The organism is Corallococcus sp. AB011P (genome assembly GCF_003611605.1).
GTDB classification, from domain to species: Bacteria; Myxococcota; Myxococcia; order Myxococcales; family Myxococcaceae; genus Corallococcus; species Corallococcus coralloides.
The window spans coordinates 126,112-151,931 of the sequence record NZ_RAVX01000002.1; the positions used below are offsets into that span (position 1 = coordinate 126,112).

Annotated in this window: 23 protein-coding genes; 7 read left to right on the plus strand and 16 right to left on the minus strand. The window is 68.3% G+C overall.

Going from position 1 to position 25,820, the window contains the following annotated elements:
- The first annotated feature begins 25 nt into the window (after positions 1 to 25).
- Positions 26 to 748 carry a laminin G domain-containing protein gene (locus tag D7X30_RS05760; protein WP_158619211.1) on the plus strand — a complete coding sequence of 241 codons (723 nt, stop codon included), beginning with the start codon at positions 26 to 28 and terminating at the stop codon, positions 746 to 748.
- A gap of 8 nt (positions 749 to 756) precedes the next feature.
- Here D7X30_RS05760 and D7X30_RS05765 read toward each other — a convergent pair whose 3' ends face one another.
- On the minus strand, positions 757 to 1,569 hold the full coding sequence (locus D7X30_RS05765; protein WP_147443122.1) for a hypothetical protein: 813 nt from the start codon (positions 1,567 to 1,569) through the stop codon (positions 757 to 759).
- Positions 1,566 to 3,203, minus strand: coding sequence for a hypothetical protein (locus tag D7X30_RS05770; RefSeq protein WP_120561853.1), 1,638 nt, complete (start codon positions 3,201 to 3,203; stop codon positions 1,566 to 1,568). The genes D7X30_RS05765 and D7X30_RS05770 overlap by 4 nt, the downstream gene beginning before the upstream one ends.
- A 183-nt stretch (positions 3,204 to 3,386) precedes the next feature.
- On the opposite strand from D7X30_RS05770, the gene D7X30_RS05775 reads away from it, so the two are divergent.
- Entirely contained in the window at positions 3,387 to 4,097 is a 711-nt protein-coding gene (locus D7X30_RS05775) for a hemerythrin domain-containing protein (protein WP_120562564.1), read from the plus strand.
- Here the strand turns inward: D7X30_RS05775 and D7X30_RS05780 are convergent.
- Together D7X30_RS05780 and D7X30_RS05785 are read right to left on the minus strand one after the other, a co-directional pair.
- Positions 4,078 to 4,572, minus strand: a complete 495-nt coding sequence (locus tag D7X30_RS05780) for a hemerythrin domain-containing protein (protein WP_120561854.1) — start codon at positions 4,570 to 4,572, stop codon at positions 4,078 to 4,080. The genes D7X30_RS05775 and D7X30_RS05780 overlap by 20 nt on opposite strands.
- A 9-nt stretch (positions 4,573 to 4,581) precedes the next feature.
- Complete coding sequence (locus D7X30_RS05785) at positions 4,582 to 5,226, minus strand: hypothetical protein (protein WP_120561855.1); 645 nt, start codon at positions 5,224 to 5,226, stop codon at positions 4,582 to 4,584.
- A gap of 56 nt (positions 5,227 to 5,282) precedes the next feature.
- Here D7X30_RS05785 and D7X30_RS05790 point away from each other — a divergent pair, with 56 nt between their 5' ends.
- Genes D7X30_RS05790 through D7X30_RS05800 form a run of 3 tightly spaced genes read left to right on the plus strand, consistent with a single transcriptional unit; the run spans position 5,283 to position 7,760 of the window.
- Complete coding sequence (locus D7X30_RS05790; protein WP_199724185.1) at positions 5,283 to 6,125, plus strand: LEA type 2 family protein; 843 nt, start codon at positions 5,283 to 5,285, stop codon at positions 6,123 to 6,125.
- 14 nt (positions 6,126 to 6,139) lie between these two features.
- Positions 6,140 to 6,826, plus strand: a complete 687-nt coding sequence (aat, locus tag D7X30_RS05795; protein WP_120561857.1) for a leucyl/phenylalanyl-tRNA--protein transferase — start codon at positions 6,140 to 6,142, stop codon at positions 6,824 to 6,826.
- 10 nt (positions 6,827 to 6,836) lie between these two features.
- On the plus strand, positions 6,837 to 7,760 hold the full coding sequence (locus tag D7X30_RS05800) for a hypothetical protein (protein ID WP_120561858.1): 924 nt from the start codon (positions 6,837 to 6,839) through the stop codon (positions 7,758 to 7,760).
- Here the strand turns inward: D7X30_RS05800 and D7X30_RS05805 are convergent.
- The 7 genes from D7X30_RS05805 to D7X30_RS05835 form a co-directional block, all read right to left on the minus strand.
- Positions 7,754 to 8,365, minus strand: coding sequence for a hypothetical protein (locus D7X30_RS05805; RefSeq protein WP_120561859.1), 612 nt, complete (start codon positions 8,363 to 8,365; stop codon positions 7,754 to 7,756). The two genes, D7X30_RS05800 and D7X30_RS05805, sit on opposite strands and share 7 nt — an antisense overlap.
- A gap of 250 nt (positions 8,366 to 8,615) precedes the next feature.
- A complete protein-coding gene (locus D7X30_RS05810) occupies positions 8,616 to 12,647 on the minus strand; it encodes an NACHT domain-containing NTPase (RefSeq protein WP_147443123.1) in 4,032 nt (1,343 codons plus the stop codon).
- Positions 12,648 to 12,663: 16 nt separating this feature from the next.
- Positions 12,664 to 13,068: a DUF6375 family protein gene (locus tag D7X30_RS05815; protein ID WP_120561861.1), complete on the minus strand. Its 405-nt coding sequence runs from the start codon at positions 13,066 to 13,068 to the stop codon at positions 12,664 to 12,666.
- Positions 13,065 to 14,021 (minus strand): radical SAM protein, encoded by a 957-nt coding sequence (locus D7X30_RS05820; RefSeq protein WP_120561862.1) that lies wholly within the window; start codon positions 14,019 to 14,021, stop codon positions 13,065 to 13,067. The genes D7X30_RS05815 and D7X30_RS05820 overlap by 4 nt, the downstream gene beginning before the upstream one ends.
- Positions 14,018 to 15,148: a YhcG family protein gene (locus D7X30_RS05825; protein ID WP_199724186.1), complete on the minus strand. Its 1,131-nt coding sequence runs from the start codon at positions 15,146 to 15,148 to the stop codon at positions 14,018 to 14,020. Before D7X30_RS05825 ends, D7X30_RS05820 begins: the two co-directional genes overlap by 4 nt.
- A 488-nt stretch (positions 15,149 to 15,636) precedes the next feature.
- A complete protein-coding gene (locus D7X30_RS05830; RefSeq protein WP_120561863.1) occupies positions 15,637 to 16,641 on the minus strand; it encodes a hypothetical protein in 1,005 nt (334 codons plus the stop codon).
- Positions 16,642 to 16,727: 86 nt separating this feature from the next.
- On the minus strand, positions 16,728 to 17,531 hold the full coding sequence (locus tag D7X30_RS05835; protein WP_120561864.1) for a hypothetical protein: 804 nt from the start codon (positions 17,529 to 17,531) through the stop codon (positions 16,728 to 16,730).
- Between the two features lie 55 nt (positions 17,532 to 17,586).
- On the opposite strand from D7X30_RS05835, the gene D7X30_RS05840 reads away from it, so the two are divergent.
- Positions 17,587 to 18,948: a hemolysin family protein gene (locus D7X30_RS05840; protein WP_120561865.1), complete on the plus strand. Its 1,362-nt coding sequence runs from the start codon at positions 17,587 to 17,589 to the stop codon at positions 18,946 to 18,948.
- Positions 18,949 to 18,964: 16 nt separating this feature from the next.
- Here D7X30_RS05840 and D7X30_RS05845 read toward each other — a convergent pair whose 3' ends face one another.
- From D7X30_RS05845 to glgA, 3 genes are read right to left on the minus strand one after another with little or no spacing between them, the layout of a single operon-like run.
- The gene (locus D7X30_RS05845; protein ID WP_120561866.1) at positions 18,965 to 19,456 is read right to left on the minus strand and encodes an LEA type 2 family protein; all 492 of its coding nucleotides are present in this window, start codon (positions 19,454 to 19,456) and stop codon (positions 18,965 to 18,967) included.
- Positions 19,456 to 20,373, minus strand: coding sequence for a serine/threonine-protein kinase (locus D7X30_RS05850; protein WP_120561867.1), 918 nt, complete (start codon positions 20,371 to 20,373; stop codon positions 19,456 to 19,458). The genes D7X30_RS05845 and D7X30_RS05850 overlap by 1 nt, the downstream gene beginning before the upstream one ends.
- Before the next feature lie 36 nt (positions 20,374 to 20,409).
- The gene (glgA, locus tag D7X30_RS05855) at positions 20,410 to 21,843 is read right to left on the minus strand and encodes a glycogen synthase GlgA (RefSeq protein ID WP_120562566.1); all 1,434 of its coding nucleotides are present in this window, start codon (positions 21,841 to 21,843) and stop codon (positions 20,410 to 20,412) included.
- Between the two features lie 71 nt (positions 21,844 to 21,914).
- Between glgA and pdxH the strand changes: the two genes are divergently transcribed.
- Positions 21,915 to 22,514 carry a pyridoxamine 5'-phosphate oxidase gene (gene pdxH, locus D7X30_RS05860; protein ID WP_120561868.1) on the plus strand — a complete coding sequence of 200 codons (600 nt, stop codon included), beginning with the start codon at positions 21,915 to 21,917 and terminating at the stop codon, positions 22,512 to 22,514.
- Positions 22,515 to 22,523: 9 nt separating this feature from the next.
- On the opposite strand, the gene D7X30_RS05865 is transcribed toward pdxH, so the two are convergent.
- Positions 22,524 to 24,935 (minus strand): CapA family protein, encoded by a 2,412-nt coding sequence (locus D7X30_RS05865; RefSeq protein WP_120561869.1) that lies wholly within the window; start codon positions 24,933 to 24,935, stop codon positions 22,524 to 22,526.
- A gap of 147 nt (positions 24,936 to 25,082) precedes the next feature.
- Positions 25,083 to 25,772: an SDR family oxidoreductase gene (locus D7X30_RS05870; RefSeq protein ID WP_120561870.1), complete on the minus strand. Its 690-nt coding sequence runs from the start codon at positions 25,770 to 25,772 to the stop codon at positions 25,083 to 25,085.
- Between the last annotated feature and the right edge of the window lie 48 nt (positions 25,773 to 25,820).

Genomic DNA, 25,820 nt, shown 5'->3' on the forward strand with positions numbered 1-25,820 from the left:
TTCCTCGCGGGGGGAGATGAGCACCATGCGAAACCATCCGATGCGTGTGGGACTGGCCGCGGTGTTGCTGCTGGGGCCGGTGACGGCCGGCGCGGTGAGCCAGAAGCTGCGTTACAAGTTCGAATCGGTGTCCGACCCGGTGACCACCGTGGTGGACGACAGCGGCAAGGGACACACGGGCACGGCGCAGGCCAGCAATGGCGGCGCCGTCACGGTGGAGACGCCGGGCTACGAGGGCCAGGGCGTGCGCTTCCCCGCGGTCTGTGTCGGGACGGCGTGCGCGAAGGCCTTCATCAGCGCGGCGGACTCGGCGTCGCTCAATCCGGGCACGGCGCTGTTCTCCTTTGGGGCGCGCGTGCGGGTGACGCTCGCGGAGCTGAGCGCGGACCACGGGTCCAACCTGGTGCAGAAGGGGCTCTACAGCACGGCGCAGTGGAAGCTGCAGCTGGACGACGCGGTGACGGGCAAGCCGAGCTGCGTGGTGCGCACCACCGGCGGCGCGGACGCCGTCATCGTCAAGGCGTCCGTGGGTATCGCGGACGGCAGCTGGCACAAGGTGACGTGTCAGCGCACCAGCACCACGCTGACCATCCTCATCGACAACGTAGCCCGGGGCAGCGCGCTGCTCGCCAGCACCTACGACATCAACCCGGTGGGGCAGCCCGTCGCCATCGGAGCCAAGAGCGCCGGGAACAACAACGACCAGTTCCACGGCGCCATCGACGAGGTGTACTTCAACCTGGATTGAGCCCGGGCCTACTCGCGCGAGCGCATGAGGGCCTCGGGCAGCGGAGGCCCCGTGGGCGTGGGACGCGGTGACTCCGTGAGCGCCCGGCCGAAGTGGTAGCGCGCTTCCGCGTGGACGCCGAAGGACTCGCCTCCGGCGCTCGCCAGCAGCACGAGGTCGTCATCGGGACTGGCGCCCTCGGGCAGGCCCAGGGTCCAGGGCACTTCCCGCGTGTCTCCGTCCAGGACGATGGGCGACGTGGGACCTTCCCGGAGGACCGTTCGCGGCGGCACGCGCAGGGAGACTTCCACGGGCGCGGTGAAGCCCGGGCTCCGGTCCAGCCGTGCGACGAGCCGCACCGTGTCCGCGCTGGCATCCACCACCTGCCAGGAGACATGCAGCGGTGCGGGGATGCGCGCCGTGACGGGGAGTGCCGTGGGCCGTGGCGCCGGGCTGTCCGTGGCCGTGGCGCCGTCCTCGGTGCCTCGTGTGAGCACCGCGGTCGGCATCTCCGTGGCGTGCGTCTTCGCCGGAACAACAGGCCGCGAGCCCTGACGCTCGCGCGACTTCACGTCCCACGCATCCATTCCGTACGCAGGGAGCGCCACCGACCGCGCGGACGCCAGGAGCGTCGGCGAGGATTCGTGGACCGGCTTCGCCTGCGCCTGAGGAGGTGGCTCGGAAGGCCTGGGCGACTTCTTGCGCCGCACGCGCTCCACACCAGAAGCCATGCCGGCCGAAAGCGCTCCGACGAGCGCCAGTGCCAGCACGGCCCCCGCCACGCGTTTGCGCATCACGGCCGTGGACCGCCGGCTTCTCTGCATCGGACGGGGAAGCTTCATGGGCACAGGGGCTCGTGGCTGGGGTACGGGAAGGCAGTCGCGGGTTCGGTGGCCGCGTCCACCCGGGTGCTCGGGAAGCCCTGGCACATCAGCGCGTCCAGGAAGTCCGCGAGACACGGTGAGGGCCTGCCCGTGTCCACCACGTCCGTGAGCGCGCCCTTCTCATCCCGAGTCCAGGTGTGCCGCGTATAGCCGCGCGCCCAGGGCGACCGGTTCATCGCGGGCGCGGCGAGCGCGTCGTAGAGGTGCTGGCTCGACGGTGTACCGGTGGCCGTGCGGTAGAGGATGGCGGCCACCTCGTTCTCGTCCATGGGCTGGAGCAGGCCGTCTTCCGCGTGGGGCCGCGGCCAGGGGCTCACCGAGGAGGCTCGCGCGGACAGGTCCACCCAGAACAGCGTCCCGCCCTGCCGGTCGAAGTAGCGGGGACTGCGGCGCGCGTCCGTGCTGAACCAAGTGGCCCAGCCCTCGCTCCAGGCCTGTCCCGGGAAGGTGGGCACGCCCACGTAGTGCGGCCCGCCCTCCTCCGGACTGGTCCCCCGGCTGGCCATCACCCAGTGCCCCAACTCGTGCATCACCATCGCGTCCGACCACCACGCCGCATCCGAGTCCCCCGGCAGCCACACCTGCGCGTCCCAGCTCCGTCCCACCGCCGTCACCGGCCACGGCGCGAAGCACGCCCCACAGGACCAGGTCGTCCCGAAGCCCAGCCACGCCACGATTGGCAGGCCGTCGCGTCCGCTATAGCGCTCGCGCATCCGGCGCCAGGCCGTGCCCAGCACGTCGAACACCGCCGCCGCGCCGGAGCCCTCGGACTCGGCGAGGGTGAACGCGGGTTGTTCGGCCAGCTCGCGCGTCGTGCGCGACCAACTCCAGATGCGGGCCGCGTCCCCCGGCACCGTCTTCACCGACTGCGCGCCCGGCAGCCCCGGGTCCGCCACCGCGTAGGCCACCGCGCCGTCCCGCCCCCGACCGGCCGCGTACACGACGACGCGGTCGTCATCTCCCAAGGGCGACGACACCTTCAGCGTGAAGCGGCCGGCGTCATCCGTCACCTGCGAGTCGAGCACCTTCGAGCCCTGGAACGACACGATGAGGAACCCGCGAGCCGGCACCGGCTCCACGTCCGGCGTCCACGCGCGGAACTCCGCATCCGGGAAGCGGCGCGCGTAGCGCACCGTGCCGCTCAACGTGGGCCCAGACCTGCCACAGAAGCCCCGGCCGGGCGCGGCTTCGCAGTCCACGTCGCAGGCCCGCGCAGCCCACCGGCCATTGGTGCACACCTGCAAGGCCTTGGACTCCGTGCACCGCGAGACACCGTCGACACACGCCGAGCCCGAGACACAGGCGACCTCGGGTGATTCGACACAGGTCGTGTCCTCCGCGCAGTCCTCCCGGTGCACGGCGCCATCCACACAGCGCTCCAGCACACGAGGCCCCAGGCACCGTGACGGCGCGGGGAGCTGATCACACGCGAGCGCGGGCCGGATGGTCTCCTCGGGCAGGGACGTGACACAGGCCGCGCAGGCCGCGCCCTCGCAATCCACGGCACAGGGCGCCAGCTCCGCCCCCGGGTCGCAACCCGCGAGCGCCAGCGCCACGAGCGCCCAGCACCACACCCAGACCCCGCGTCCCACCAGGAGGAAACCTCGTTCGAGCCAGCGGGCGCGAGGACACCACGCACGACTCGACGTCAGGCAGAGCCAGGGGGACGACGGCCCCCTTGCCCGCCCGCCCTACCCGCCGCGCCGCGCACAAAGCTGTTCGACTGTCGGACAGTTCCGGCCGAGGAGACAGCGAACCATACAAGGAGCATGTCCATGAACGAGGCGTCCAGCCGTCGCCGCTTCTTGTCCACGGTCGTCTTGCTGGGCGCTGGAAGCACCGCAAGCGATGCCCTTGCAGCGGCACCCAAGGCGGAGAGCAAGTCAAAGCCCGCGGAGGTGAACGCCACCGAGGACCTGATGCGCGAGCACGGCGTCATCCGCCGCACGCTCCTGGTGTACGAGGAGATCGCTCGTCGCATGGGCACGCCTGAAGAGAAGGCTCCCGTGGAGGTGCTCACCCAGGCCACCCGGCTCATGCGCCGCTTTGGCGAGGACTACCACGAGAAGACGGAGGAGACGGAGGTGTTCCCCCGTCTGGTGAAGGCGGGCCAGCAGAAGGAACTCGTTCAGGTGCTGCTCGAACAACACGCCGCCGGGCGCAAGCTCACCGCGTCCATCCTCGCCGCGACCTCGGGTCACGACGCCCTCACGCAACCCCAGCCAAGGGCCGCGGTCGTTCGGCAACTCGCCCAATTCATCCGCATGTACCGGCCGCACGCCGCTCGTGAGGACACGGTCCTGTTCCCCGCATTCCGAAAGCTCTTCGACGAGAAGCAATTCAAGGAACTGGGCGAGCGCTTCGAAGAGCAGGAACACCGGCTGCTGGGGAGCGACGGCTTCGAGAACGCGCTCAAGGAGGTGGCTCAGTTGGAGCGCACGCTTGGAATCCACGACCTCGCCCGGTTCACGCCCTCGGAGAGGTAGTCTCCGTGCGCGCGAGGAACGCGGCCAGAAGGGCCCGCCGCTCGTCCTCGCCCAGCACCCCATCCAGCGCGGGGAACAGGTACGTCTCCTCGCGCAACGAGTGGTGGTGCTCCAGGTGCTTGAACGTGCTCTCCATGTCGAACACGCGCAAGACCGCGCGGCGGTAGTCCGGAGCGCTCGCGTCCAGCGCGTCCACGGCGCCCTGACACTTCGCCAGCAGCTCCCGCATGCGCTGGTGCTCGCCGGTGAAGAGCTCCGGCGCGGCGCCTCGGATCCTTCCGGCGCGCGGCAGCTCCGGCAACAGCAGCGCCTCCTCCGCCTCCAGGTGCCGCGTCAGCTCCTCGCGGTAGCGCGCCAGCCGTTCACGCGCGGCGGACAGGTCCATGCCCATCAGCGCTTCCTGGTGCAGGAGGAACAGCTCCTCCAGGTCGCGGTGGAGCGCTCCCAGGCTGACGAAGTCGGTGGGCGCGGCCATCAACGCCCTTCAGTGCACCTTGTCGTCGCGCACGTGGGCCTCGCGGGCCACTCGCGGACGCGGCGTCACCATGCGGGCCACTCCGGAGTAGAGCTGATCCTCCGTGTAGACCTTGCGCACGCGGCGGTGCGACGCGCGCGGGTGGTAGGCCGGGCCCGGGCGCTCCAGCCACTGCAGCACCCGCACCTCGCCCGTGTGCGCAAGGTCCGCGAGCAGCGCCTCCGGGCACAGCTTCAGGTAGCGGCGCACCAGCGGCCGCAGGCGGCGCCCGAACTCCGCGCCCAGCTTCGCGTGGCGGCGGCCCGCGTGCAGCGTGCCGTCGAAGCGCAGCGAGATGTGGAAGAGCTCGTGCATCAGCGTCTCCAGCCGCGACTTCGCGGTGGAGCCCCGGAAGAAGAGGGGCCGGAGCGTGATGCAGTACAGGATGCGGCGGCCCCGGATGCGCACCACCGGCTTGCGCCGCCCCGCCTTGTCGATGCTCTTGCCCCCCTTGAAGCACAGGGGCTTCACCGTGCCTCGCGACGCGCGCCGGGCCTCGCCCGCCACCACCAGGATGCGCCCCACCTTCACGTGGCTGAACTCGGGCATGCGCGCGGCGATGTCCCGGATGAGGGAGCGCAGGGTCCGGTTGAAGTTGGGACGTCGGGGAGCCACGGTTGGTGGACAGTCTAGCGGAAATCCCCTTGGGACCAGCCCCTGGCCTCCCCAGAATGTCCTTTGTGAATCGCTCGACCTGCATGATGGCCCTGGTGTCCGCGCTGTTCGTCCTTGGCTCCGGGTGTGCCTCCACCCCGGTCCGCTCCGGCGGCCCCCCTGCCCTGACGGCCCAGGAGACCGCCGTCGTCTCCCAGGGGCTCACCGACGCCTCCGTGCGTTACACCGGACAAATCACCGGCACCGCCAACGGCGTCGTGGAGCGGGCCGACTACGAGCTCGTCGCCGACGGGCAGGTGGTGAAGACGGGCTCCGCGAAGCTGGGGGTGCCGTTCGCGCCGGGAGCTCCCGCGGAGTTCTCCATCGAGGAGAAGTCCGCCTACGTGAAGAGCCCCGAGGACCTGGCCCGCCTGAGCGCCCAGGGCGGCACGGTGCTCATCGCGCTGCGCGGCACGCTGGTGGTGCGCTCCGGTGGCAGCGAGGACACCCTGCCCTTCGCCGCCAGCCGCGCCGTGCGCGTGCCCCGGCTGCCGGAGGTCATCGTGGAGAGCCTGGACGCGGCCCGCTACTCGCCGGAGGAGGTGCAGATCAACCTGCGGCTGGGCGTGCGCAACCCGAACCCGTTCCCGCTGCGGCTGGACTCGCTGACCTACCAGGTCGCCATCGCGGACAAGCCCCTGGAGGAGGGCACCACCGCGCAGGCGGACTCGGTGGATGCGTCCGCCACGGGCGTGTACCCGGTGGAGGTGGCGGTGACGGCCCAGTCCTGGGGCCCGGGCGTCAAGGCGCTCATCGGGAAGGGCGTCCTGCCCTACAGCGTGAAGGGCGAGCTGAAGGGCCCCATGTTGCAGGTCCCCTACTTCCTCAAGGGTGACGTGAAGCTCAACGTGTCCCGCTAGACTGGGGCGCACGCGTGCCCATCTACCTGCTGAGTGACGACGAGCCGGAGCTGTTCCCCCCGCCTTTCAAGGCGGACAAGAGCGGCCTGCTCGCGGTAGGCGGCGACCTGCGCCCGGAGCGGCTGGTGGCCGCGTACTCGCAGGGCATCTTCCCCTGGTACAGCGAGGGGCAGCCCATCCTGTGGCACTCGCCCGACCCGCGCTTCGTGCTGGAGCCGGAGAAGATTCACGTGGGCCGTTCACTGCGCAAGGTGATGAACCGGGGCACGTACACGGTGCGCTACGACACCGCGTTCCCGAAGGTCATCGACGCGTGTTCACGCGTGCACCGGCCGGGGCAGGACGGCACGTGGATTACGGATGCGATGAAGCAGGCGTACATCCGGCTGCACGAGCTGGGGTTGGCGCACTCGGTGGAGGCGTGGGACGGCGAGGTGCTGGTGGGCGGGCTGTACGGCGTGTCGCTGGGCGCGGCGTACTTCGGGGAGAGCATGTTCGCGCTGGCGCCGGACGCGTCGAAGGTGGCGTTCGCCACGGCGGCGGAGCGCTTCAAGGGCTGGGGCTTCCAGCTCATCGACTGTCAGGTGGAGACAGAGCACCTGGAGCGCTTCGGCGCGGAGTCCTGGCCGCGCAAGCGCTTCCTGACGGCGCTCGCCCAGGCGTTGAAGGAGCCCACGCGGCGGGGGCGGTGGACGGAGTAGACTTCACCGGATGGACGTCCACTACACCTGGATTGGCCCTCCTCCGGCGGACCGCAACCGAGACATCACCGCGCCGAGGGCCCTGGCGGCACGCTGCTCGGGACAGAGCGTCAAAATCTATTTCTGGTGCCTGGACGCGCACGTCGCCGCCTACGAGCGGGACTTCGCCGCGCACAAGAACGTCACCGTGCGAGGCATGCAGGCGTTCCTGACGAAGGCGGGCACGAGGGCATATCGCTGGTACTACTGGTACCAGGAGTCGGACGACTGGGCCGTCGCGGCGATGACGGACATCCTCGACTGGGGCCTGGCGCTGGCGACGCCGCCCTCGTACCGGGCCTTCGTGAAGGACGCGTGGTCGCTGTTCCTCATGTACACGTGGGGCGGCTACGTGATGGACGCGGGCGTGGGGCCGCACGGCGGAGGCACGTTCGCCCTGCCGGAGCCGCAGGCCTTCATGGCGCCGTCGCTGACGAGGGACGACGCGCTGATGATCCGCCGCTTCCAGCTCTCACGGCTCACCGGGTGGCAGGCGGAGGGCGACGTAACGTTCAACGAAAGCCGCGCGGACGAGGTCTGCGAGGCGATGAACTACGGCGCGGCGGACGACGGCGAAGGGGAGATGTGCCCCCAGCTGGAGGTCTGGATGCTGGGCAGCCCGCGCTACTCCAAGGGTGCCTGGGCCGCGCTCAAGCAGTACTGCGTGGTCTGGAAGGAGATGCAGCAGAACAACACACTGGTGAGCGACACCGCGCCGCAGGTGTTCCGCTACCTCATCGCCGGCTCCGTCTACAACGGCCTGACGCGCACGCAGAAGGGCGGCGTCCAGGCCCCGCACGGCGCGCTCTGGTACTGCACGGACAACAAGAACGGCACGGTGGACGTGCCGGACCTGAAGCTGCGCAAGACGTACCACGGGTCCAGCGCTCAGTAGCCGCGCTGGAGTCCCAGGGGAAGCTCGGGGAAGGCCTTCATCCAGACCTCCCGGATGGCGGCCAGCAGGTTCCGGTCTTCGGCCGTGTCCGAAGCGACGACCTGTTCCCAGTAGGGGAAGTGCGCGAACACCGCTTCGTGGTTCGCTGTCACCTCTCCGTGGAAGTCCATCCCGTTGTACCCGTGGATGTCTCTCAAGGCTCCGAACTGGGCGCGCGCGTCCTTGCCGCGCAGCGAGAACGCCGTTGGCACATGACCGACGAAGTGGGGACCGAAGTCCGCGGCGGTCACGCGGATCCGTCCCTGGATGTGATGGTTGAACGCATCCAGGGCCTCGGCGGGAACCCTGAGTTCCTGGTGCATCCGGGCGCCGACCTGCTGGACCTCGAATGACGCCGCGTGGGCGTCGTCCACGTCGAACGCCGTCACGTAGCCGGCGCCTTCGGGGCTGGTGGCGTTCCAGTCCCGGCTGATCTGCCGGGCATAGGGCTCGTTGAGCACCGGGTAGAAGATGGGCTGCTCCGGCAGACGCGGCGGAAAACGCCGCATCCCTGACCGGTAGATCAACAGCAACTCTTGAAGCCCGATGGGACGATAGAGGCGCATGGCGGACCTCTCCTTTCTGGAGCGCTTCACGCGAAGAGCCTCTGAATGCTGACAGCAACGTCCAGGGGCCTTGGCTTCACGGATTGAGCGCGACAACTTCTTGCATCAAGGCATCGTGCGCCTCGCGGGAATGAGATCCTCCCGCGCCCCCGAGCGCTTCTCTCACAGCCCACCGAAGCCGCAGGCCTTGCCGAACGCCGTCTGGCTCCCCCCGCGTGGCTTGCCTGTTCACGTCAGGCCACGCAGAAACTCACGAATCCACTGTCTCCTTCACGTTGACAGGTCCCGCTGGCTCGGTGTCTTTGATATCGGCCTCGGTGAACACAACGTGCCACTCATTTTCCTGCCGCCGTTGGGCATCAACGAGCCACTGCGGCGGTGACGACGGATAGGGTCGTAGCTCTCGCTCACCGAAGGCGAACCAAACAATGGCGCGCCCTCCTGCGTACTGCCGGAGTAGATCCTCTCGAACGTAGAGAATGTCACCATCGAGCCCATCGACGCCGCTGAGGGTGATCGTTGCCCGGCTTCCGTCTGGAAGGAACTGGTCGAAGGATTGCGCGGCGCTGCGAAGATCGAATCGATGCGAGAAGGGCTGGGACGGCACCCGAGCGCTTCCCGCTCTGTTCATCTCACTGTGGTGGCTCTCCCACGCGAAGCCGTGTGCAAGCACCTCCACGTCCACCGAACCGGTATCGACGCGTACGTTCTCGCAGTACGCCCCCTCGGATAGCGCCACGGACGCGAAGTTGGGATGCCAGGGGATTTCGCCAGCAAAGATGTAGTGGTCACTCGGAACGTCACGAGGTTCCCACGAGCGAGCCCCAGCCTTCAGGGCAGACACAAGTCGTGGCTCACTTTCCTTCGAGACCACCAATGCCGAAATAAACGCCCGCGCATCGCGACCAAGCACCCTGTCACTAGCGATGACATAACCATGTACGGCGAGCCACGGTCCAGGGTGCCCACCGATCGCGTCCCGACGAATGATACCGATAGGCAGCGACGTGGTGCCCTTACGTACCCAATCTTCGTGGCTCTCCACAGTCGGAGATAGCCACGCCTCGGGCACCGAATCCCTCCCGTCAGTGGGCGGCTTCTCCGGGAATGACGGGTCGATATCGACGGCGGAGAACGGACGACTCGTGCGAGGAAAGTGGCCCCGATCCTCAAGTAGCCCAGCGTACGTAAAGAAACCGATCCAGCCGTACTTCTTGCCGTAGCGCTCTACAGGCGAACGATTTCCACGACCATGTCGGTAGGCATCCTCGGCGATCCTGCGGTCCAGCGCATCGAAGCTCGCAGTTCGCCAGCCGAGTTCCGACACAACGCCTCGTACATGCGCCACCGCAGCCTGATGGCCTGCATGGTCCATGTCATAGTTGGAACGGTCTTCGAACAGCCTCCCCAGTGTGTAGTTCTTGAAGTCCATGTGGAGCGTCCGCCCCGCCTCATCGGCTCCTGCGTCGCCGCTAGCCAAGGGCTGGACCGGTGCGGGTCCAGCGAACGACCACGTTTCGCTCAGCGAGCCGGAAAGTGCAGACGCGTAGAACTTCTCGGCGAAGGCGACGATGCCTCGCACGTAGAGTCGCGCGAGGTAGTGGTGGGTTGGCGCGCTCGCAGACGGTCCCACTAGCGTCGACTCAAGCTGCTCGAGAAACAGCTTCAGGTGTGCTGCGAACTCAGCGTCTGCATGCTGGTGGCTTATGACGATACCGTACGCGGCCGCGAGCATGCGCTCGCCTACGTAGGCGTCGTTCACGGACAGCGAGTCAATGGTCAGTGAGAAGAGCCCTTCGGGATCAACGCGCCCGAACCAGTAGAGAGTGCGAGTCGCTTGGTCTCGAAGCCACCGGACCGTACTCGTGAGCGTCCACATCACCCAGCGAGCGCGCAGCCTATCGCCGGTGCGCACTTGCTTCGACCGCCAACTCTGCTCCAGGAGCTCGAGATCGCGGAGTACACTTCGCCCTCTCGCCAACACATCGTCATGGTTCTTGCGGAGCCACTCTGTCCACCGCAGGTCGCGATCCGCAACCGTCATCGTCCGCAGTGTTCGGTCCAGTGCCTCGGCGTTCAGCGGGTGGCCCGGCATTCCTCGCACCTGCCATAGGTGATCGAGAATCCCTGCGTCTCCTGCACGCACGAGGTCTAGCAATTCGTCGACCGTCACCGCATCGAGGAACGCTGGTTCGAGGTGCGCCGCCAACCGAAGTACATTCCCACGCAGCGGTTCGTCTACCAACTGCCAAAGCTGCTTCGAGCGAAACCGTCGAGGCACCTGCCCGACCAACGACACGACAATGTCGCCGGCAAGCGGATGGCGGACGTCGTAGCCGCCAGCCAGCAAGGTCGTGGTTGACGGCTCTTTTATCCATGTCTCGAAGGTGCTCTGCCCATGCTTCGCAAGCAGCGCGTTGGAAATGACGTGTCCGCCCAACAGGTCGTACACGGGCACAAACGTGTCGCTGCCGTTCGAAGGCATGCGGAGCAGGACTCCCTCATGCTCCAGCGCTCGCACGAGGCTCTGGTCCCAAGGCCGCTGCGCATCGCCGAGGAGGCTTCGCAGTTCGGCGAGCTCAATCGAACGGGCTCGCGACTCCCATAGCTTGTTGGCGATGGTCGCGATCGCCGCGTTCACATCGTGAGCGTAGAACCGGTGCGCGCGAGGAGCCAGCTCGACGACCCGAACGCCAACTTGCTCCAGGTAACGCTCGAAGAGCGCTGTCAGTGAACCCGGCATCGCATTGGCGCCGACGAGCCGCTGCCTGGTCGGGTTCGTCACCTCGCAGAAGAGCCGTAGCGTGAGCGGGTGTCGCAAGAATCCGGGCAACGAGGCGTCCGTGGCGTCGATCTTCCAGTAGCGGAAGTGCTCATGAACCGCCTCGATGGTCTCATTTCCGTAGTCCTTGATCTCGACGCGACGTGTTCCATCGGGGAGAGCATCGTCCACAAACTCGGGTCGCAAGGTGCAAACCAGCAGTACGTAGGGATACTTTGCGAGGATGGTCTCCAACGAGGCGAGTAGAGGCTTCCACGTCCGTGGATCCTCAGACTCATTGAGTCCGTCGATGAACACTGGAAGACGGTGCCGAGCCCTCTGTCCCGCGGCATCCACTGCTGCGAGCAAGGACTCCATGCTCGGCACAGGCCTAGCCGCGATCGACACGCGGCGAGCCAAGTCATCGAGAGTGTAAGTCGCGTGCAGGTCTCGGCCGTGTAGCAGCACTCCGTGAGGACGCGTCGTCGCTCCTGCCGTGAGCTGAGCCGCGAGGTGCGTCTTTCCGCAGCCCGCTGGCGCAATCACAGCAACCAACCGCGAAGAAAAACCTGCCTCGACATCACCAAACAGACGTATTGCGTCGTGACAGTCGGCAACAGCATTCGTTGCGTAGAGACCGGCTCGGTAGTTCCCGGATCGAAGTCTCCGAGGAGCCGTCGCTACGTCGACGGGGAGTGCGCGTGGATGCGCGGCGAACTCATCGCGGAGCAGATCCAGATCGCCGCTACGGATGCCTGCAGCAACCTTGTCCAGGGTGTCTGCCGATTGCCTTGAGGTCGCGACGACACCCGTCACGAACGGTGCGAGTAGATGAGGTACCGGTGGCGAGGCCTCAATTGCCTCGGCAGATGTGCGCAGTTCTGCCGACAACTCACTGAGCTCGTCCCACGACTCCGCCTCGCCAAGCATGCGGCGCAGTTCACGCTCGGATTCACCAACGTGATGCACCTCGGGCTTCCACCGTGCTCGAATCGGAGCGACGGCCTGCTCGTGGCGTTCACGCAGGATGTCCGGCGTTAGTACTAGCTCGCCGAAGTAGGTGCTGCGAAGAACCGCCGCTTGCCCAGCGAGATGGTTGTCGACCTCGTCGCCCGTCCAGAGGTGGAGCTTCATCTTCGATGAGAGCCCGTTGAACCAGTCTTGATCGTCCTTGGTCAGCGTGCGGCGTGTCCACAGGACCCAATCCGTGAGGTCAGGAAGATGGGCCTCTGTCTTTCGGAGACCTTCCTCGATCTTCGCTCGCCTTGTAGCCCCCAACGCGCCGTTGGCAGCGAGGTCGTACCACTTGCATTGCCAGCCCCACCACCGCCCCGGATCGCCGAGTTCATCGCAGTGCTTGTCGAGCTTAAGATGGAACTCCACGCCCGGCTGATTCGCGAGGGCACGAAAGGCGCCGAAGCTGCCGAAGTTCTGGCGCACTATGCCACGGCAGAGCAGCTCGAAGTTCTTCTCCGCGCTTCCCGGCAAGCCGGTGAAGATGTCCCAATTCAGCGCTGGCATCGCGTCTCCACCTTCATCAGCCTTTCCCGTGGGCCGCGTCCGGGTAGTCGTGGGCCGAATAGACCTCAATCCGCGCACCCTTCAGAAACATCACCTTGAGGAACGCCGAGATGTCGAGTTCCTCCGTCGTCAGGACGAGGTCATGGCCTTCGATCTTGACGCTGACCTCGTATGCAAACTGCTCAACCTCCTGAGGTCCAATAGAGACGTTCAGGCGCCCGAGCAGGTCGAGCATCGCGCTGCCGTACCGGTCCGACGGACTGCCCACGATTAGAGTACCGTTGGATTGGTCCTCGGCGACTTGGCTCGTCAGCGCGTCAATGATCTCCTTGGCCTTTGTCGCATCACTGGCATTCTCGAAGTGACCGATCATCACGAGGTTCGCGGAGTGCTCGGAACCGTGTTGGTACCAGATCTTCATGTGTTGTTCTCCGCGAGGTCGTAAGCGAGTTGGTCGAGAGCCTGCAGCACGCCGCTCTCGCCGAGTGGAATGCCGACCTCGGCGTAGGAGGAAGGCTTGAGCACCCCCATCGCGTCGATGTGCGCGTAGGAACAGAGACCACGTTCCGCACTCAACGGGTCACAGGTCGGAAAGCCCTCGGCGCTCGCCTCGTTGATGCACAACTTCAGAGGGCCTCTATACGCGTCGACCCAACGACGAAGGCTCTGCACGGCATCTACGTCGATCGCCTTCACGCTGCGCACGGCCATCTGCGGGAGCAGTAACAGCTCGCACGCTCCAGCATCTGTAGCAACGCGGGCCGCGTCATCAAGGTCGAGCAGCGTGCGCTCGTTGATGACAACGTTAACGCCGAAGCGGGAGATAGCTCGAACGCGTCCCAAGCTTTCGAGTAGCTTGGCGAACGAGCGCCGTCGGATGGACTCGTAGGTCGCACCAACACCATCCATGCTCACGCGGATGAAGTGGACGTTGCCGCAAAGGCGCTCAGCCAGCTCACTGTCAATGTGGTGGCCGTGCGTCGTGAAAGACACCGAGAGCCGCGTCTCGCGGGCCGCGTGCTGACAGAGTTCTACGAACTCGGGGTAGAGCGTCGGCTCGCCACCACCGAATCCGATCCCCAGAGTGCCGTGCGCATCAAGCTCGGCGAGCCATCGCGTGATCGAGTCGAACCGCAGCTCGTCTCGGGACTTCGGCGCGTAGCAGTGCGCACATGACAAGTCGCAGCGGTTCGTGAGCGCGATGGAGACCTGCCGAGGTGCGCGAGAGTAGAGCGAGGCAGGAACAGGAAGTTCGTCGAGAAGTACGTTTAGACCAGTGGTGCGGTCGAAGAGATGTACGCCAGCCGCCGAACACCGCTGCTTCCACTGGCGTCGTGGAGTGGCACGACGTTCGTTGGATGAGGTGCCGTTCATGAGCGTCTCCGTAGATGCGTCGCGCGGGGAACGACCGCATCCTCCGGCGCGAGTTGCGCGTACAACTCGTGAAGCTTCGCCCGCAGTAGCTCCTTTGACGGCAGGAACGTCTGGTACTCGGCGACAAGCGTGGGCGCCGTCGTCCGCGCGAGCGCATACTCGACGACCTCGTCGTCCTTCGTCGCGCAGAGGAGCACGCCTATGGAGGGCCGCTCGTGGAGCTTCTTCACGTCGCGGTCAAGTGCCTCGACGTAAAACGAGAGCTGACCGAGATCGGTGGGCTTGAACTTGTCAACCTTCAGCTCAAAGGCAACGAGGCACTGGATACCACGGTGGAAGAACACGAGGTCGATCGCGAAGTCCTGGCTACCGACCTGCACCGGGTACTGCGAGCCAACGAAACAGAAGTCGCGCCCCAACTCGGTGAGGAAACGGCCGAGGTTCCGAATGAGCGAGTTGTGGAGGTCGGCCTCGGAGTGCTCGGCGGCGAGGCCGAGAAACTCAACGTTGTAGGCGTTCTTGAACTCGTCGATTGCTGTCGGGTGAGTTTGTCTCACCGCTGGTGAGACTTTCTTCGTGGCGCGAGCCTCGCGAAGGACGGCGCCTGAGCGGATCTGCCGTTCGAGCTCCCGCTTGGGCCAGCGCTCCTTGATGGCGGCGAGGATGTAGAACTCGCGTGTCTCGACGGGCTTGGCCTGGCTAAGGATGATAAGGTGGTGCGTCCACGGCAATTGTCTCACCAGCGGTGAGACTTGCCGGTTAGACCGGTACGCCTCGTAGAACTGGCGCATTCGAAAGAGGTTCGGGCGCGTGTAGCCCCGGACACCCGGGTAACGCCTCGCGAGGTCGGCGGCGAGTTCCTCGACGATGCCGTCGCCCCACTCAGCGCTGGCGATCTTCCGGCTGATATACTCGCCCAGCTCCCAGTAGTGAGCCACCAACTCCGTGTTCACTGCTTGGTACGCGCGTCGTCGGGCCGCCTCGATGAGCACGATGATCTCGGCGAACCGCATGTCTCCGCCGTCGACGATCGCCCGCTTTGCACGAGGCACGGTGAACTCCGTCGCTTTGGTGGCGGCGGGCTTCGTGCGCGCGAGGTACTTTTTCGAGGAGGACTTTTTCGTCATGCGAAAGGTGGGAGCATAGGTTCCGGCGAACCTTGCAGTTTCGCAAGCCAATCTAGCCAGTCGATTTCGTGCCCCGTTTCGGCGGGGAAGACCGCGCTTCTTTCCCAGAGCCCCGCCAAAGGACTACCCCATTGTGGCTACTGGAAATTCGAGGCCAGTGCCCGAGTGCGTCAGCGAACACGTCATTGCATGCACAGAGCTGCGACTGGGGGCCTGAATAGAGCAAGAGCCCGACTGCCTGCTGAGGGCAACAAGGGGGCGAGTGTGCGTGACCGTGGGGCGCCAAACAGCCAGTCACAGAGCGCGGCAGAATGCTGGCCTGCCCTTCGAATCTAGAGATTGTTGGCGTCGTTGAACGCCTCGAAGAGCCGGCACGGCATGGGGCGCCCAAGGATGTCGTATTCCATCGTTCTGGACCGCTTCACGCGAAAAGCCCCTGGATGCTGACAGCAGCGTCCAGGGGCCTGGGCTTCATGGCTTGAGCGCGGCTACTTCTTGCACGGAGACAGCGTGCGCTTCGCGTGGATGAGGTCCTCTTCCGTGGGACTCCCGTAGCGCACGGCCTTCGGCGCGGCCTTCAGCTTCTGGTAGTCGTACGCGTAGAGCACGCCCATCTCCCGGCTCAGGATGAAGCGCGGGCCGCTGAAGTCCCAGAGGCCTCCGAAGAGCTGCCCTCCCGGCTTGAGCGGCGTCAGCGCCGTGCTCTCCCGCCCGCGCACGAACAACATGGACAGGTCGTCCGTCGCCCAGTTGCACGGGTTGCTGCCGTTGCGCTGCAGATAGGACACCGTCAGGTCGAACGCGCCCTCGCCCTCTTCGCCTGTCACGCCGAAGTACTCCCACAGCCGCGCGCACTTCGGCGCCGAGCAGTCCTGCGGCGGGATGTGCTCCGCGTAGTCCGGCGGAATGCCGTCCATCTCCTTGCCCGTGTGGCTCCGGTTGGGCCGGCGCAGCACGCACCCCGTGGGCTCGTCCTTCTGCCGCAGCGCGATGGGCGTGCCCGCGAGCCGCCCGGGCGGAAGCACTTCACACTCCATCGCCAGCTCCGCCATCAGGTACGTCTGGCGGTCCTCGTCCGTCCCCATCCGCACCGCCCAGTACGCGATGGGCGTGCCCTTGCACGCCTTCGACTTCTCCTTGCCGAACACCCAGATGGGCGCCTTCGTCGTGTCCAGCGCGCCCAGCTTCTTCGACTGGTCCATGGGCACCGGCTTCACCCCGGAGCGGCTGCGCGCCCCCGCCTGGAAGAACTTGTCCTTCGAGGGCGGGATGATGGCCTGGTGCACCAGCCAGCCCAGCCGGTCGATGCCCACCTGCCCCATGGGCGTCATCGGCAGGAACTCCGGCTTCACCGGGCAGCCCCGGTCCATCTCCGGCAGGTCCACCACCACCGCCGAGCCGTCATCCTCATCCACCTGCGCCCACGCGGCCCCCGGCCCCACCGTCAGCGCCAGCACCAGCGCGAACACCGCGCGCTTCACTCCGTTCGTCATTCCGTCGGACCTCCACCCACGGTCATACCGCAAGCGGATGCCCTCCGGCGCGCCCCCCGAAGTTCAGCGCGGCTTCTTCCCCGCGCTCAGCGCGGCTTCTTGGGCGGAGCCTTGCGCTTCACCGGCGGAGGCGGCGCCGGCGGCACCCCGGCATCCCGCGGCACGTCCGACACCGTCGCGTCGAGCGCCTCCTGCTTCGCGGCGTCGTCCGGCTTCGGCGGCGCCTCCACCTCCGTGCGGTCCTCCAGCGGCACGCGGCCCACGGCGCGGTTGAACAGCTCCCACAGCGCCTTGCGGTGCCCCTCGCGGTCCGTCTTCCCGGACAGCACCAGCCCCGCGCCGCTGTAGCGCACCGTCAGCCCCGGCGGCATGCCCGCCTCGAAGTCCTCCAGCTGCGCCTGGAGCTGCGGCACCGCGAACGTCAGCTCCAGCTCCTTCGCCAGGTACGCGTGCGTCTTGAGGAACGTGCGCAGCGCCAACCGGCACGCGTTGTCGTTCACCGTCGCCGTCAGGCTGCGCTCCACGCCTTCCGTGGCCTTCAGGTCCGGACAGGCCTTCCTGGCCGCCGCGAGCTCGGCCCCGGTGTTCTGCAGCTCGATGGGGCCCACCATCACCCGCCACACCGCGAAGCGGCCTTCCGCGTACAGCAGCACGCGCGCGATGCCGGCGGTGTGCGGTGTCAGCAGCAGCTCGCCGCTCTGGGCCAGCGCCTCCGCCGTCACCACGTTGGGCGCGTCGGACTCCGCCCAGTCCACGGCGGTGAGCTTCTGGAAGGTCTCCTTGCCGGGCTCCAGCGTCAGGGCCTGGTCCACCGGCCAGGCCAGGGCCGCCGAGGGCGCCGCCAGCGCGCCCAGCAGTCCGCCAATGACGTACATCCGACGTCCCCGCATGGTGCCTCCCGCCAGGGTGGTATGCCCCTCTAGCACGGGATAAGAACCTCCCCCTATGCCTACCTGGACCCTCTGGGTCGCCTGCCTGGCCCTCTGCTTCATGAGGTCCCTGGTCGCCGCCGCGGAGTCCGCGCTCTACGGGACGTCCGACCTGCGCGCCCAGGAGCTCGCGGAGGAGAGCAAGAGTGTCGCCGCCCGGCGGGTGCTCCGTCACAAGACGGAGCGTGAGCCCGCCGCCACCGCCCTGCGCCTGGGCATGGTGCTGTCCGGCTTTCTCGCCGCCGCCATTGGCGCCTTCGTCCCGCCGCGCCTCCTGGACTTCAGCCGCTACGCCGAGGCCACCTGGGTGCCCATCGCCACGGTGTGCGCGGGCGCCCTCTTCGTGGGCGTGCTCGCCAGCCTCATGGAGGTGACGCTGCGCGGCCTGGCCAACGGCAACCCGGAGCGCTGGGCCCTGCGCCTGTCGGGCCTGGTGTCCCTGCTGGTGACGATGCTCTACCCGCCCATGCGCCTGATGCTGGGCCTGCTCAACCTGGGCGCCCGCACCATGGGCCGCACCCTGCGCTTCGAGCCGCCGCCCCCGCCCCTGGAGGAGCTGGAGAAGCTGCTCGCCGCCCAGGCCGCGCGCAACGAGGTGGACAAGAGCGCCCCGCAGCTCATCCGCTCCATCTTCGAGCTGTCCGACAAGCGCTGCCGCGACGTGATGGTCAACCGCACGGACGTCATCTCCGTGGACGTCACCACCCCGCCGGATGAGGTGCTGCGCATCCTGGCGGAGGAGAACCACTCGCGCATCCCGGTCTACAAGGACGACGTGGACCACATCGTCGGCGTGCTGCACGCGCGCGACCTCATCCCGCTGCTCCAGCACCCGGAGCTCATCGTCCTGCAGGACGTCATCCGCCCCGCCCACTTCGTGCCGTGGATGAAGCCCGTGGGCGACCTGCTGCGCGACATGCAGAAGCGGAAGATCCACATGGCCATGGTCGTCGACGAGTACGGCGGCTTCATGGGCGTCGTCACGCTGGAGGACATCCTCCGCGAAATCGTGGGCGACATCGGCGACGAGTTCGAGGTGGAGGAGAAGCTCGTCGAGAAGATGGCCGACGGCAGCTCGATGGTGGACGCCGCCATGGAGGTGGATCAGTTCACCAAGCTCTTCGGCTTCCCCCTGCCAGAGGGCGACTTCGACACGCTGGGCGGCTACCTGTCCTCGCTCGCCGGCCACCTGCCCGACGTGGGCGAGCGCTTCACCTACAACGGCTGGCAGTTCGTCGTGGCCACCAAGGAGGGCGCCCGCATCGACCGCGTGCGGATGTCCCGCCTCAAGAGCATCACGCCCGGCCACTCGGACGGCCAGGGAGGCCCGCCGCGACAGGCCCCGGACTCCGGCGCGGCTCCAGACGCCAAGGGCTGAGGCACGTCTCCAGGGCTCACTGCGCCGGGCTGGGCTCCCCGCCCGGCACCCACGCGAGGTCCAGCGAGCGCGCGTCCCGGAAGGGCGCGCGCCGCTCGGAGCCGCCGAAGCGCAGCACCACGCCGCCCTCTACCCGCACCACGTGCGAGCCCGGCTCCGGACGGCCGCCGCCGCGCGCCACGGCCAGCGGGAAGTAGACCTCCAGGGGGACTTCGCCCTTGCCGTCCAGGGACACGCCCATCACCTGCTCGCCCGTGGCCACGCGCCGGCCGTCCACGCGCAGGTCGAAGTCCACGCGGGTGAGCGTGGCCGCGTCCGAGGACGGGTTCTCCACCTGGAGCTTCAGCGTGAGCGCCCCGGTGCCGTCGCGCGTGAAGGCCACGTCCACCGCCTCCACCCGCACCGCCTCGTCGTAGGCGCGCGGGCGGAAGGGCACCACGCCCAGGCAGCCGGACAGGCAGCCGATGCCGGCCAGGCCCAGCCCGAGCACCGCCCGGCGCGCGCGCATCAGCCGCCCAACAGAGGCTGCAGCGCCTCCACCGTCAGGGGCCAGCCCGCTCGGCGCGCCAGCACCTCCAGCGCCTTGATGAACTCCGCCGCGGTCTGGAAGCGGCGGGCCCGGTCCGCGAACAGCGCCTTGCGCGCCACCCGCGCCGCGTAGTCCGGCAGGTCCGGAGACAGCGTGGAGAGCAGCGGCACGCGAGAATCGCGCACCTGGTGCATCAGCTGCGCCTCGTTGTCGCCGGTGAAGAGGCGGCGGCCGGCCAACAGCTCCCAGAGGATGACGCCCACCGCGTACAGGTCCGTGCGGGCGTCCACCGCCTGCCCCAGCACCTGCTCCGGGCTCATGTACGGCAGCGTGCCGCGCAGCGCGCCGGAGTCGCCGCGGATCATCCCCTCCACCTCCGCCACGCCGAAGTCGGTGAGCTTCACGTCGCCCTGGACGCCCAGCAGCACGTTGGCGGGGTTCACGTCGCGGTGGACGATGGTGGCGCCGTTCTCCCCCACCTTGGCGCGGTGGATGTAGTCCAGCGCCTTGAGGATGCACCACGCGATGTAGCAGGCGGACTCCGGCGGCATCGCGGCGCCCGCCTTGATCAGCAGCTCCTGCATGTAGCCCAGCGTCCGGCCACTCACGAGCTCCTGCACCATGAGGTAGTCCGGCCCGGCGCGGAACAGCCGGAACGTCCGCACGATGTGCGCGTTGCGCAGGCGCACCGTCAGCTTCGCCTCGTCGACGAAGGCCTTCACATACGCGGGGTCGTTGCGGAAGGACGGGTGCAGCCGCTTGATGACCACTTCCTCGGGCTCGCCCGGGGAGCGCTGGGTCGTCTCACGGGCACGCGCCTGATACACCTCGGCCATGCCGCCGACGGCCAGCCGGCCGACCACTTCATAGCCACCCAGGTCCGGAGCTTCCGCCACGGGGCCAAGTTTAACGCGGATCCGGTAGCGGCCCCACTATTCCGCCACCAGTGACATGAAGAGGGACTCGTACTTCCGGGCGGATGCGGTCCAGGAGAAGTCCTTCCCCATGCCCCGCACCTGGAAGTCCCCCAGCCGTGCGGGGTCCGCGTACAGGGAGAGCGCCCGGCGGATGGCGGCCAGGAGCGCCGAGCGGTGGAAGGACTCGAAGAGGATGCCGTTGCCATCCAGCCCCCCCTCCACCGTGTCCACCAGCCCCCCCGTGGCCCGGACGATGGGCACCGTGCCGTAACGCAGTGAATACATCTGGTTCAGGCCGCACGGCTCGTAGCGGCTGGGCATGAGGAAGAAGTCCGCCCCGGCCTCCACCAGATGTGACAATTCCGGGTCGAACCCGATGTGTACGCCCACCTGCTTCGGGTGGCGGGCCCGCAGCGCCCTCAGCCCCTCCTCCAGGGTCGGGTCGCCGTTGCCCACCGCCACGAACTTCAGGTCCGCCTGGAGCGCCGCGGGCAGCGTCTCCAGGAGCAGGTCCACGCCCTTCTGCCACGCCAGCCGGCTGACGATGCCGAACACCGGCGCGTTGCCTTCCGTGGGCAGGCCGAAGCGCTCCAGGAGGGCGCGCTTGCACACCGCCTTGCCCGTCATGTCCTCCGGGCCGTAGCGCGCGGGCAGGAAGAAGTCCGTCTGGGGGTTCCACTCGTGCGCGTCGATGCCGTTGATGATGCCGGTGAGCGCGTGCGAGCGGCGGCGCAGCAGGCCATCCAGCCCGTAGCCCTGCTCCGGCGTCTGGATTTCGCGCGCGTAGGTGGGCGACACGGTGGTGAGCGACTCCGAGTAGACGAGCCCCGCCTTGAGGAAGTTGACGTGGTCGTAGAACTCCACGCCCTCCGGCGTGAAGAGGTCCCACGGCAGCCCCAGGTCCTCCATGGTCCGCTTGGGGAACTGCCCCTGGTAGGCCAGGTTGTGGATGGTGAAGACGCACTTCGCCTTCGCGAGCGGCGTGCCCTGGAAGCCCCGGCGCAGGGCCACGGGTACGAGGCCCGTCTGCCAGTCGTGCAGGTGGATGATGTCCGGGAAGAAGCGCAGCCGCTGCGCGGCCTGGAGCGCGCCCACGCACAGGTAGGCGAAGCGGCGGGGGTTGTCCGCGAACTCACCGCCCGCGTCGCCGTAGAGGCCCTTGCGGCCGCCGTAGAAGGCCTCGTTCTCCAGGAAGAGGACCTCCAGGCGTTCGGAGAGGCGCGCGGACAGGATGGGGCCGCCTGTCTCACCGAAGGGGAAGCGCAGCACCAGGGACTGGCCGGTGGGCAGCAACTGTCCGGTGTTGCGCACGTCCTGGTAGCGGGGCGTGACGATCTTCACGTCGTGCCCCAGCCCGGCGAGCGCCGTGGGCAGGGCCCCGGCCACGTCGCCCAGTCCCCCCGTCTTCGAGAAGGGGGTGACCTCCGAGGCGATGAAGAGGATCTTCATGAGTCCCGCCATTGCGTGCGAGTCCCGACAGGGAGTCAACCGCGAACGTGCGCGCCGGGGCCGTGTTTCCTATGGTGCGCCGCGTGACGAATATCCCTCCCGACCCCATCCAGCGCTTCGCCGACGTCTTCGCCCAGGCGAAGGCCGCCATCCCCGTGGACCCCAACGCCATGGTGGTGGCGTCCGTGGATGACCAGGGCCGCCCCAGCTCACGCGTGGTGCTGCTCAAGGACTTCGATGCGCGGGGCTTCGTCTTCTTCACCAACTTCAACAGCCGCAAGGGGCGCCAGCTCACCGCGCATCCATACGCGGCGCTGTGCTTCTTCTGGCAGCCCCTGGAGCAGCAGGTGCGCATCGAGGGCCGGGTGGAACAGGTGACGGACGCGGAGGCGGACGCGTACTTCCAGAGCCGCGCGCGCGGCAGCCAGATTGGCGCGTGGGCCAGCCTCCAGAGTGAAGAGCTGCCCTCGCGCGAGCTGTTGGAGCAGCGCGTGGCGGAGGTGGAGGCGCGCTTCCAGGGCCGTGCGGTGGAGCGCCCTCCGCACTGGAGCGGCTTCCGCGTGGTGCCGGACCGCATCGAGTTCTGGCACGCCCGCCCCAGCCGGTTGCACGAGCGCAACGTGTACCTGCGCGACGGCGCGGGTTGGAAGACGCAGCTGCTGTTCCCCTGAAGCAGGGCCTCAGGGCACGCGGTGCTCGCGGAAGGTGACGCGCAGCGTGTACGTGCCCGCCGGAGCCTCCACCCGCACGAAGTCGCGCGCGTGCGGCGTCTGCTGCGTCAGAGTGCCTCCCGTGGCCTGCTTCTCCCAGGCCACCAGCGCCAGGTCGTCCACCGCCGTCACGCCCTGGCCGGACTTCGGGGGCGCGGTGTTGAGCGTCAGGTCCAACGCCCAGGGCGCGTTCCACAGGTCCGGCTTCGGCGGATCCGCGGGGAAGCGCAGGTCCTCCGCCACCAGCGTCCAGTCGTAGGTGCCGCCGTCGTGGCGCAGCAGCGTCTGCTCGCCGAAGAGCGTGTAGGACTCCACGGGCAGGTACTGCACCTTCGCGGAGAAGGCGCCGCCGCCCTGCCCCTTCAGCCACGCCACAGCCGTGAGGTCGCGGTTGGGCGGTCCTTCCGCGAAGCCCGGCGGACGGAAGCGGTTGACCAGCTTCACCGCCGCGCTCCGTGAGTCGCTGGCCGCGCGCCGCTGACAGAGCGCCGCGGCGCCCCGGTGCGGACCGTCCTGGCACACGTAGCCGGCGTTCGGGCCCACGCTCCAGCGCGGCGCCTCGTTGGCGTCGTCGTCCACGTCGTGGTCCTCGAAGTCGCCGTGCAGGAGCACGTCCCGCCCGGCCTTGAGCTTCACGCCCGTCACGTCCGCGCCCGTGAGCTTCGCCACCGCCACGGACTCGCCTTCATGGCGCAGGGACCGCAGGTCCACCGTGGCGCGGCCGTTCGCGTCCACCGTCACCGGCACGTCCACGGTGCGCTCGCTCACCGCCGCGTGTTTGTCCTCTGGTAGCAGCTCGCCCCAGGAGGGTTGGGGCACCAGCTCCACGCCGCCCTCGCGGGACAGCTCCGCCAGATTGCGCAGGAAGCTCTCCGACAGGTCGCCCGTGACGGGCCGGGGGCGGTAGTCCTCGATGTAGACGGGCACCGCGCGGGCCCGGTCCACGCGCGCGCCCCGGGCCTCCACCTCCGCCATGAGGCCCACCATCGTCTCCATGCGGTCCTGGTCGAAGGCGAAGTTGCCCAGCGACTGCGCCATCAACACGCCCTGGTGGCGCGCGAAGCCCTGCGGGATGTGCGGGTGGTGCGCGATGACGAGCCCCGCGCCCGCGTCCACCAGGTCGCGCATCCGCTGCGCCGTCGGGGTGGAGGGCCGGACGCTGTACTCGACGCCGGTGTGCAGCACCGCCACCGGCACGCGGTCCTGCGCCTTCTCCGCGGCCAGCAGCGCGGACGCCCGCGTCAGGTTCCGCGCGTCCGCCGCGCCGCCCTGATTGGGGCCCGCGACGTACTGCTGATCATGCGCGCTGCCGGTGATGGAGCACATGGACACCAGGCTGTAGTCCCCGCCCGCGAGCGACACGCGCGCCGGCATGAAGGCCTTGTCCTCGTTCTGGCCCGCGCCGCTGAAGGCCATGCCCGTCGCGGCCACGTGCGTGAGCGTGTCCGTGAGCCCCGGCGCCAGGTAGTCGTAGACGTGGTTGTTGCCCAGGCTCACGTAGTCCACGCCCAGCCATGGCAGCGCGGGCAGCGAGCCGGGCAGCGTGAAGAACGCATAGGCCTTCTCGTCGTGGGGCGTCGCCGGATGGTCCGTCACCGGCGTCTCCAGGTTCACGGCCCGGAAGTCCGCCGCCTGGAAGTAGGGCCGCACATGGGTGAAGACGACCTTCGTGCCCGGCAGCGGATCCGACACGCGGATGAGCGCCGCGGGGTCGTCCGGCGGCATCTGGTTGCGCGGCGTGGTGTCGTCGGGGTCGAGGAAGCGCCGGCCCAGCGACACGTCGCCCGCGAAGAGCATCCGCACGCCGTCCTTCGGTGACAGGCGCACCGGCGGCAGCGTCACGCGCTTCTCCGTCAGGCCGCGGCGCAGCTCCACCGCCACCACCGCCGGGCGGAAGCCCTCCGCGTCCACCGTGAGCAGCCGGTTGTGACGGGGCAGCACGGGGAAGCGGAAGTGGCCGGTCGCGTTCGTGCGCGCCTGCGCGTCCCCCACCTTCACCACGACGTCCACGACCGGCGTGCCCGCAGTGGAGACCAGCGAGCCCTCCAGCGCGATGCCGGTGCAGGCGTAGTCATGGCGCGCGGTCCGCTCGGCTTCGGGCACGGTGGCGTCCGCCGCGGGCTCCGGCGCGCAGGCCGTCAGCACCGGAGCCTCCTCCGGCGGTGGCGGCTCTTCCGCCGTCTCGTCGGGAGGCGGCTCGTCCTCCGGCGGTGGCTCGAGAGGCGGGGGCTCTTCTTCATCGGGCGGGTCGTCCGGCGGCGTCACCGGTTCGTCCCCTGGCGTCACGGCTTCTTGCTCATGCTTCGGCGTGGAGGCGCCCGGACCGCACGCCACCAGACACGCCGCCACCCACACCGTGGGCCACCACCGCCGCCACGCCATCCCACCCTCCGCCGCGGACTTCCTCGCGACGAGATGGGGACGACGGCAGGCAGGCGCTAGCGACGGCCTCGTCCCCGGGGGCTGCCTGCCTGCCCCCGGGGGCCGGGGCGTGTTCACCCGGCGACAGTGACCCTGTCCTCCAGGCCACTACCAGGGCACCTCCGCGCCCTCGTAGTCGAAGAACCGGCCGGAGTGCTCCAGCGAGACGCTGTCGATGACCCTCAGCATCCCGCGCACGGATTCCTCCGCCGGCAGCGGCGCGTCCTGCCCGCCCATGTCCGTCTGCACCCAACCCGGATGCAGCAGCACGCACGCCAGGCCTTCGCGGCGCAGGTCGTTGGACATGGAGCGCACGCCCATGTTCAGCGCGGCCTTGGACATGCGGTAGGCGTACGCGCCGCCCTCCGTGTTGCTGGAGAGCGACCCCATGCGCGACGTGACGTGCGCCACCTTGCGCCCCGCGCCGTGCCGCAGCGCGGGTAGCAGCGCGGAGGTGATGCGCAGCGGCCCGAGCGCGTTCACCTCGATGGTGCGCGCCAGGTCCTCGTAGTCCAGCTCATGCAGCCCCACCCACTGGCCGGACACGCCCGCGTTGTTGATGAGCACGTCCACCGGCTCGCGGCAGATGCGCTCCGCGAAGGCCTGGACGCTGTCCGCGCGGGTGACGTCCAGTGCATGGATCCTCAGGCGGTTGCCGGCCTCCAGCAGCAGCGGCTCCAGCCGGCGCGCCAGCTCCGGAGCACGCACCCCCGCATCCACCGTTTCTCCCCGCCGCAGCAGTTGCTGCACGAATTCGAAACCGATGCCACGGCTCGCTCCCGTGATGACATAGCGCATGCCTTTATTAACGCGCCGGGAGGCTCTCCTTGGCAAAGCTCTTGCCTT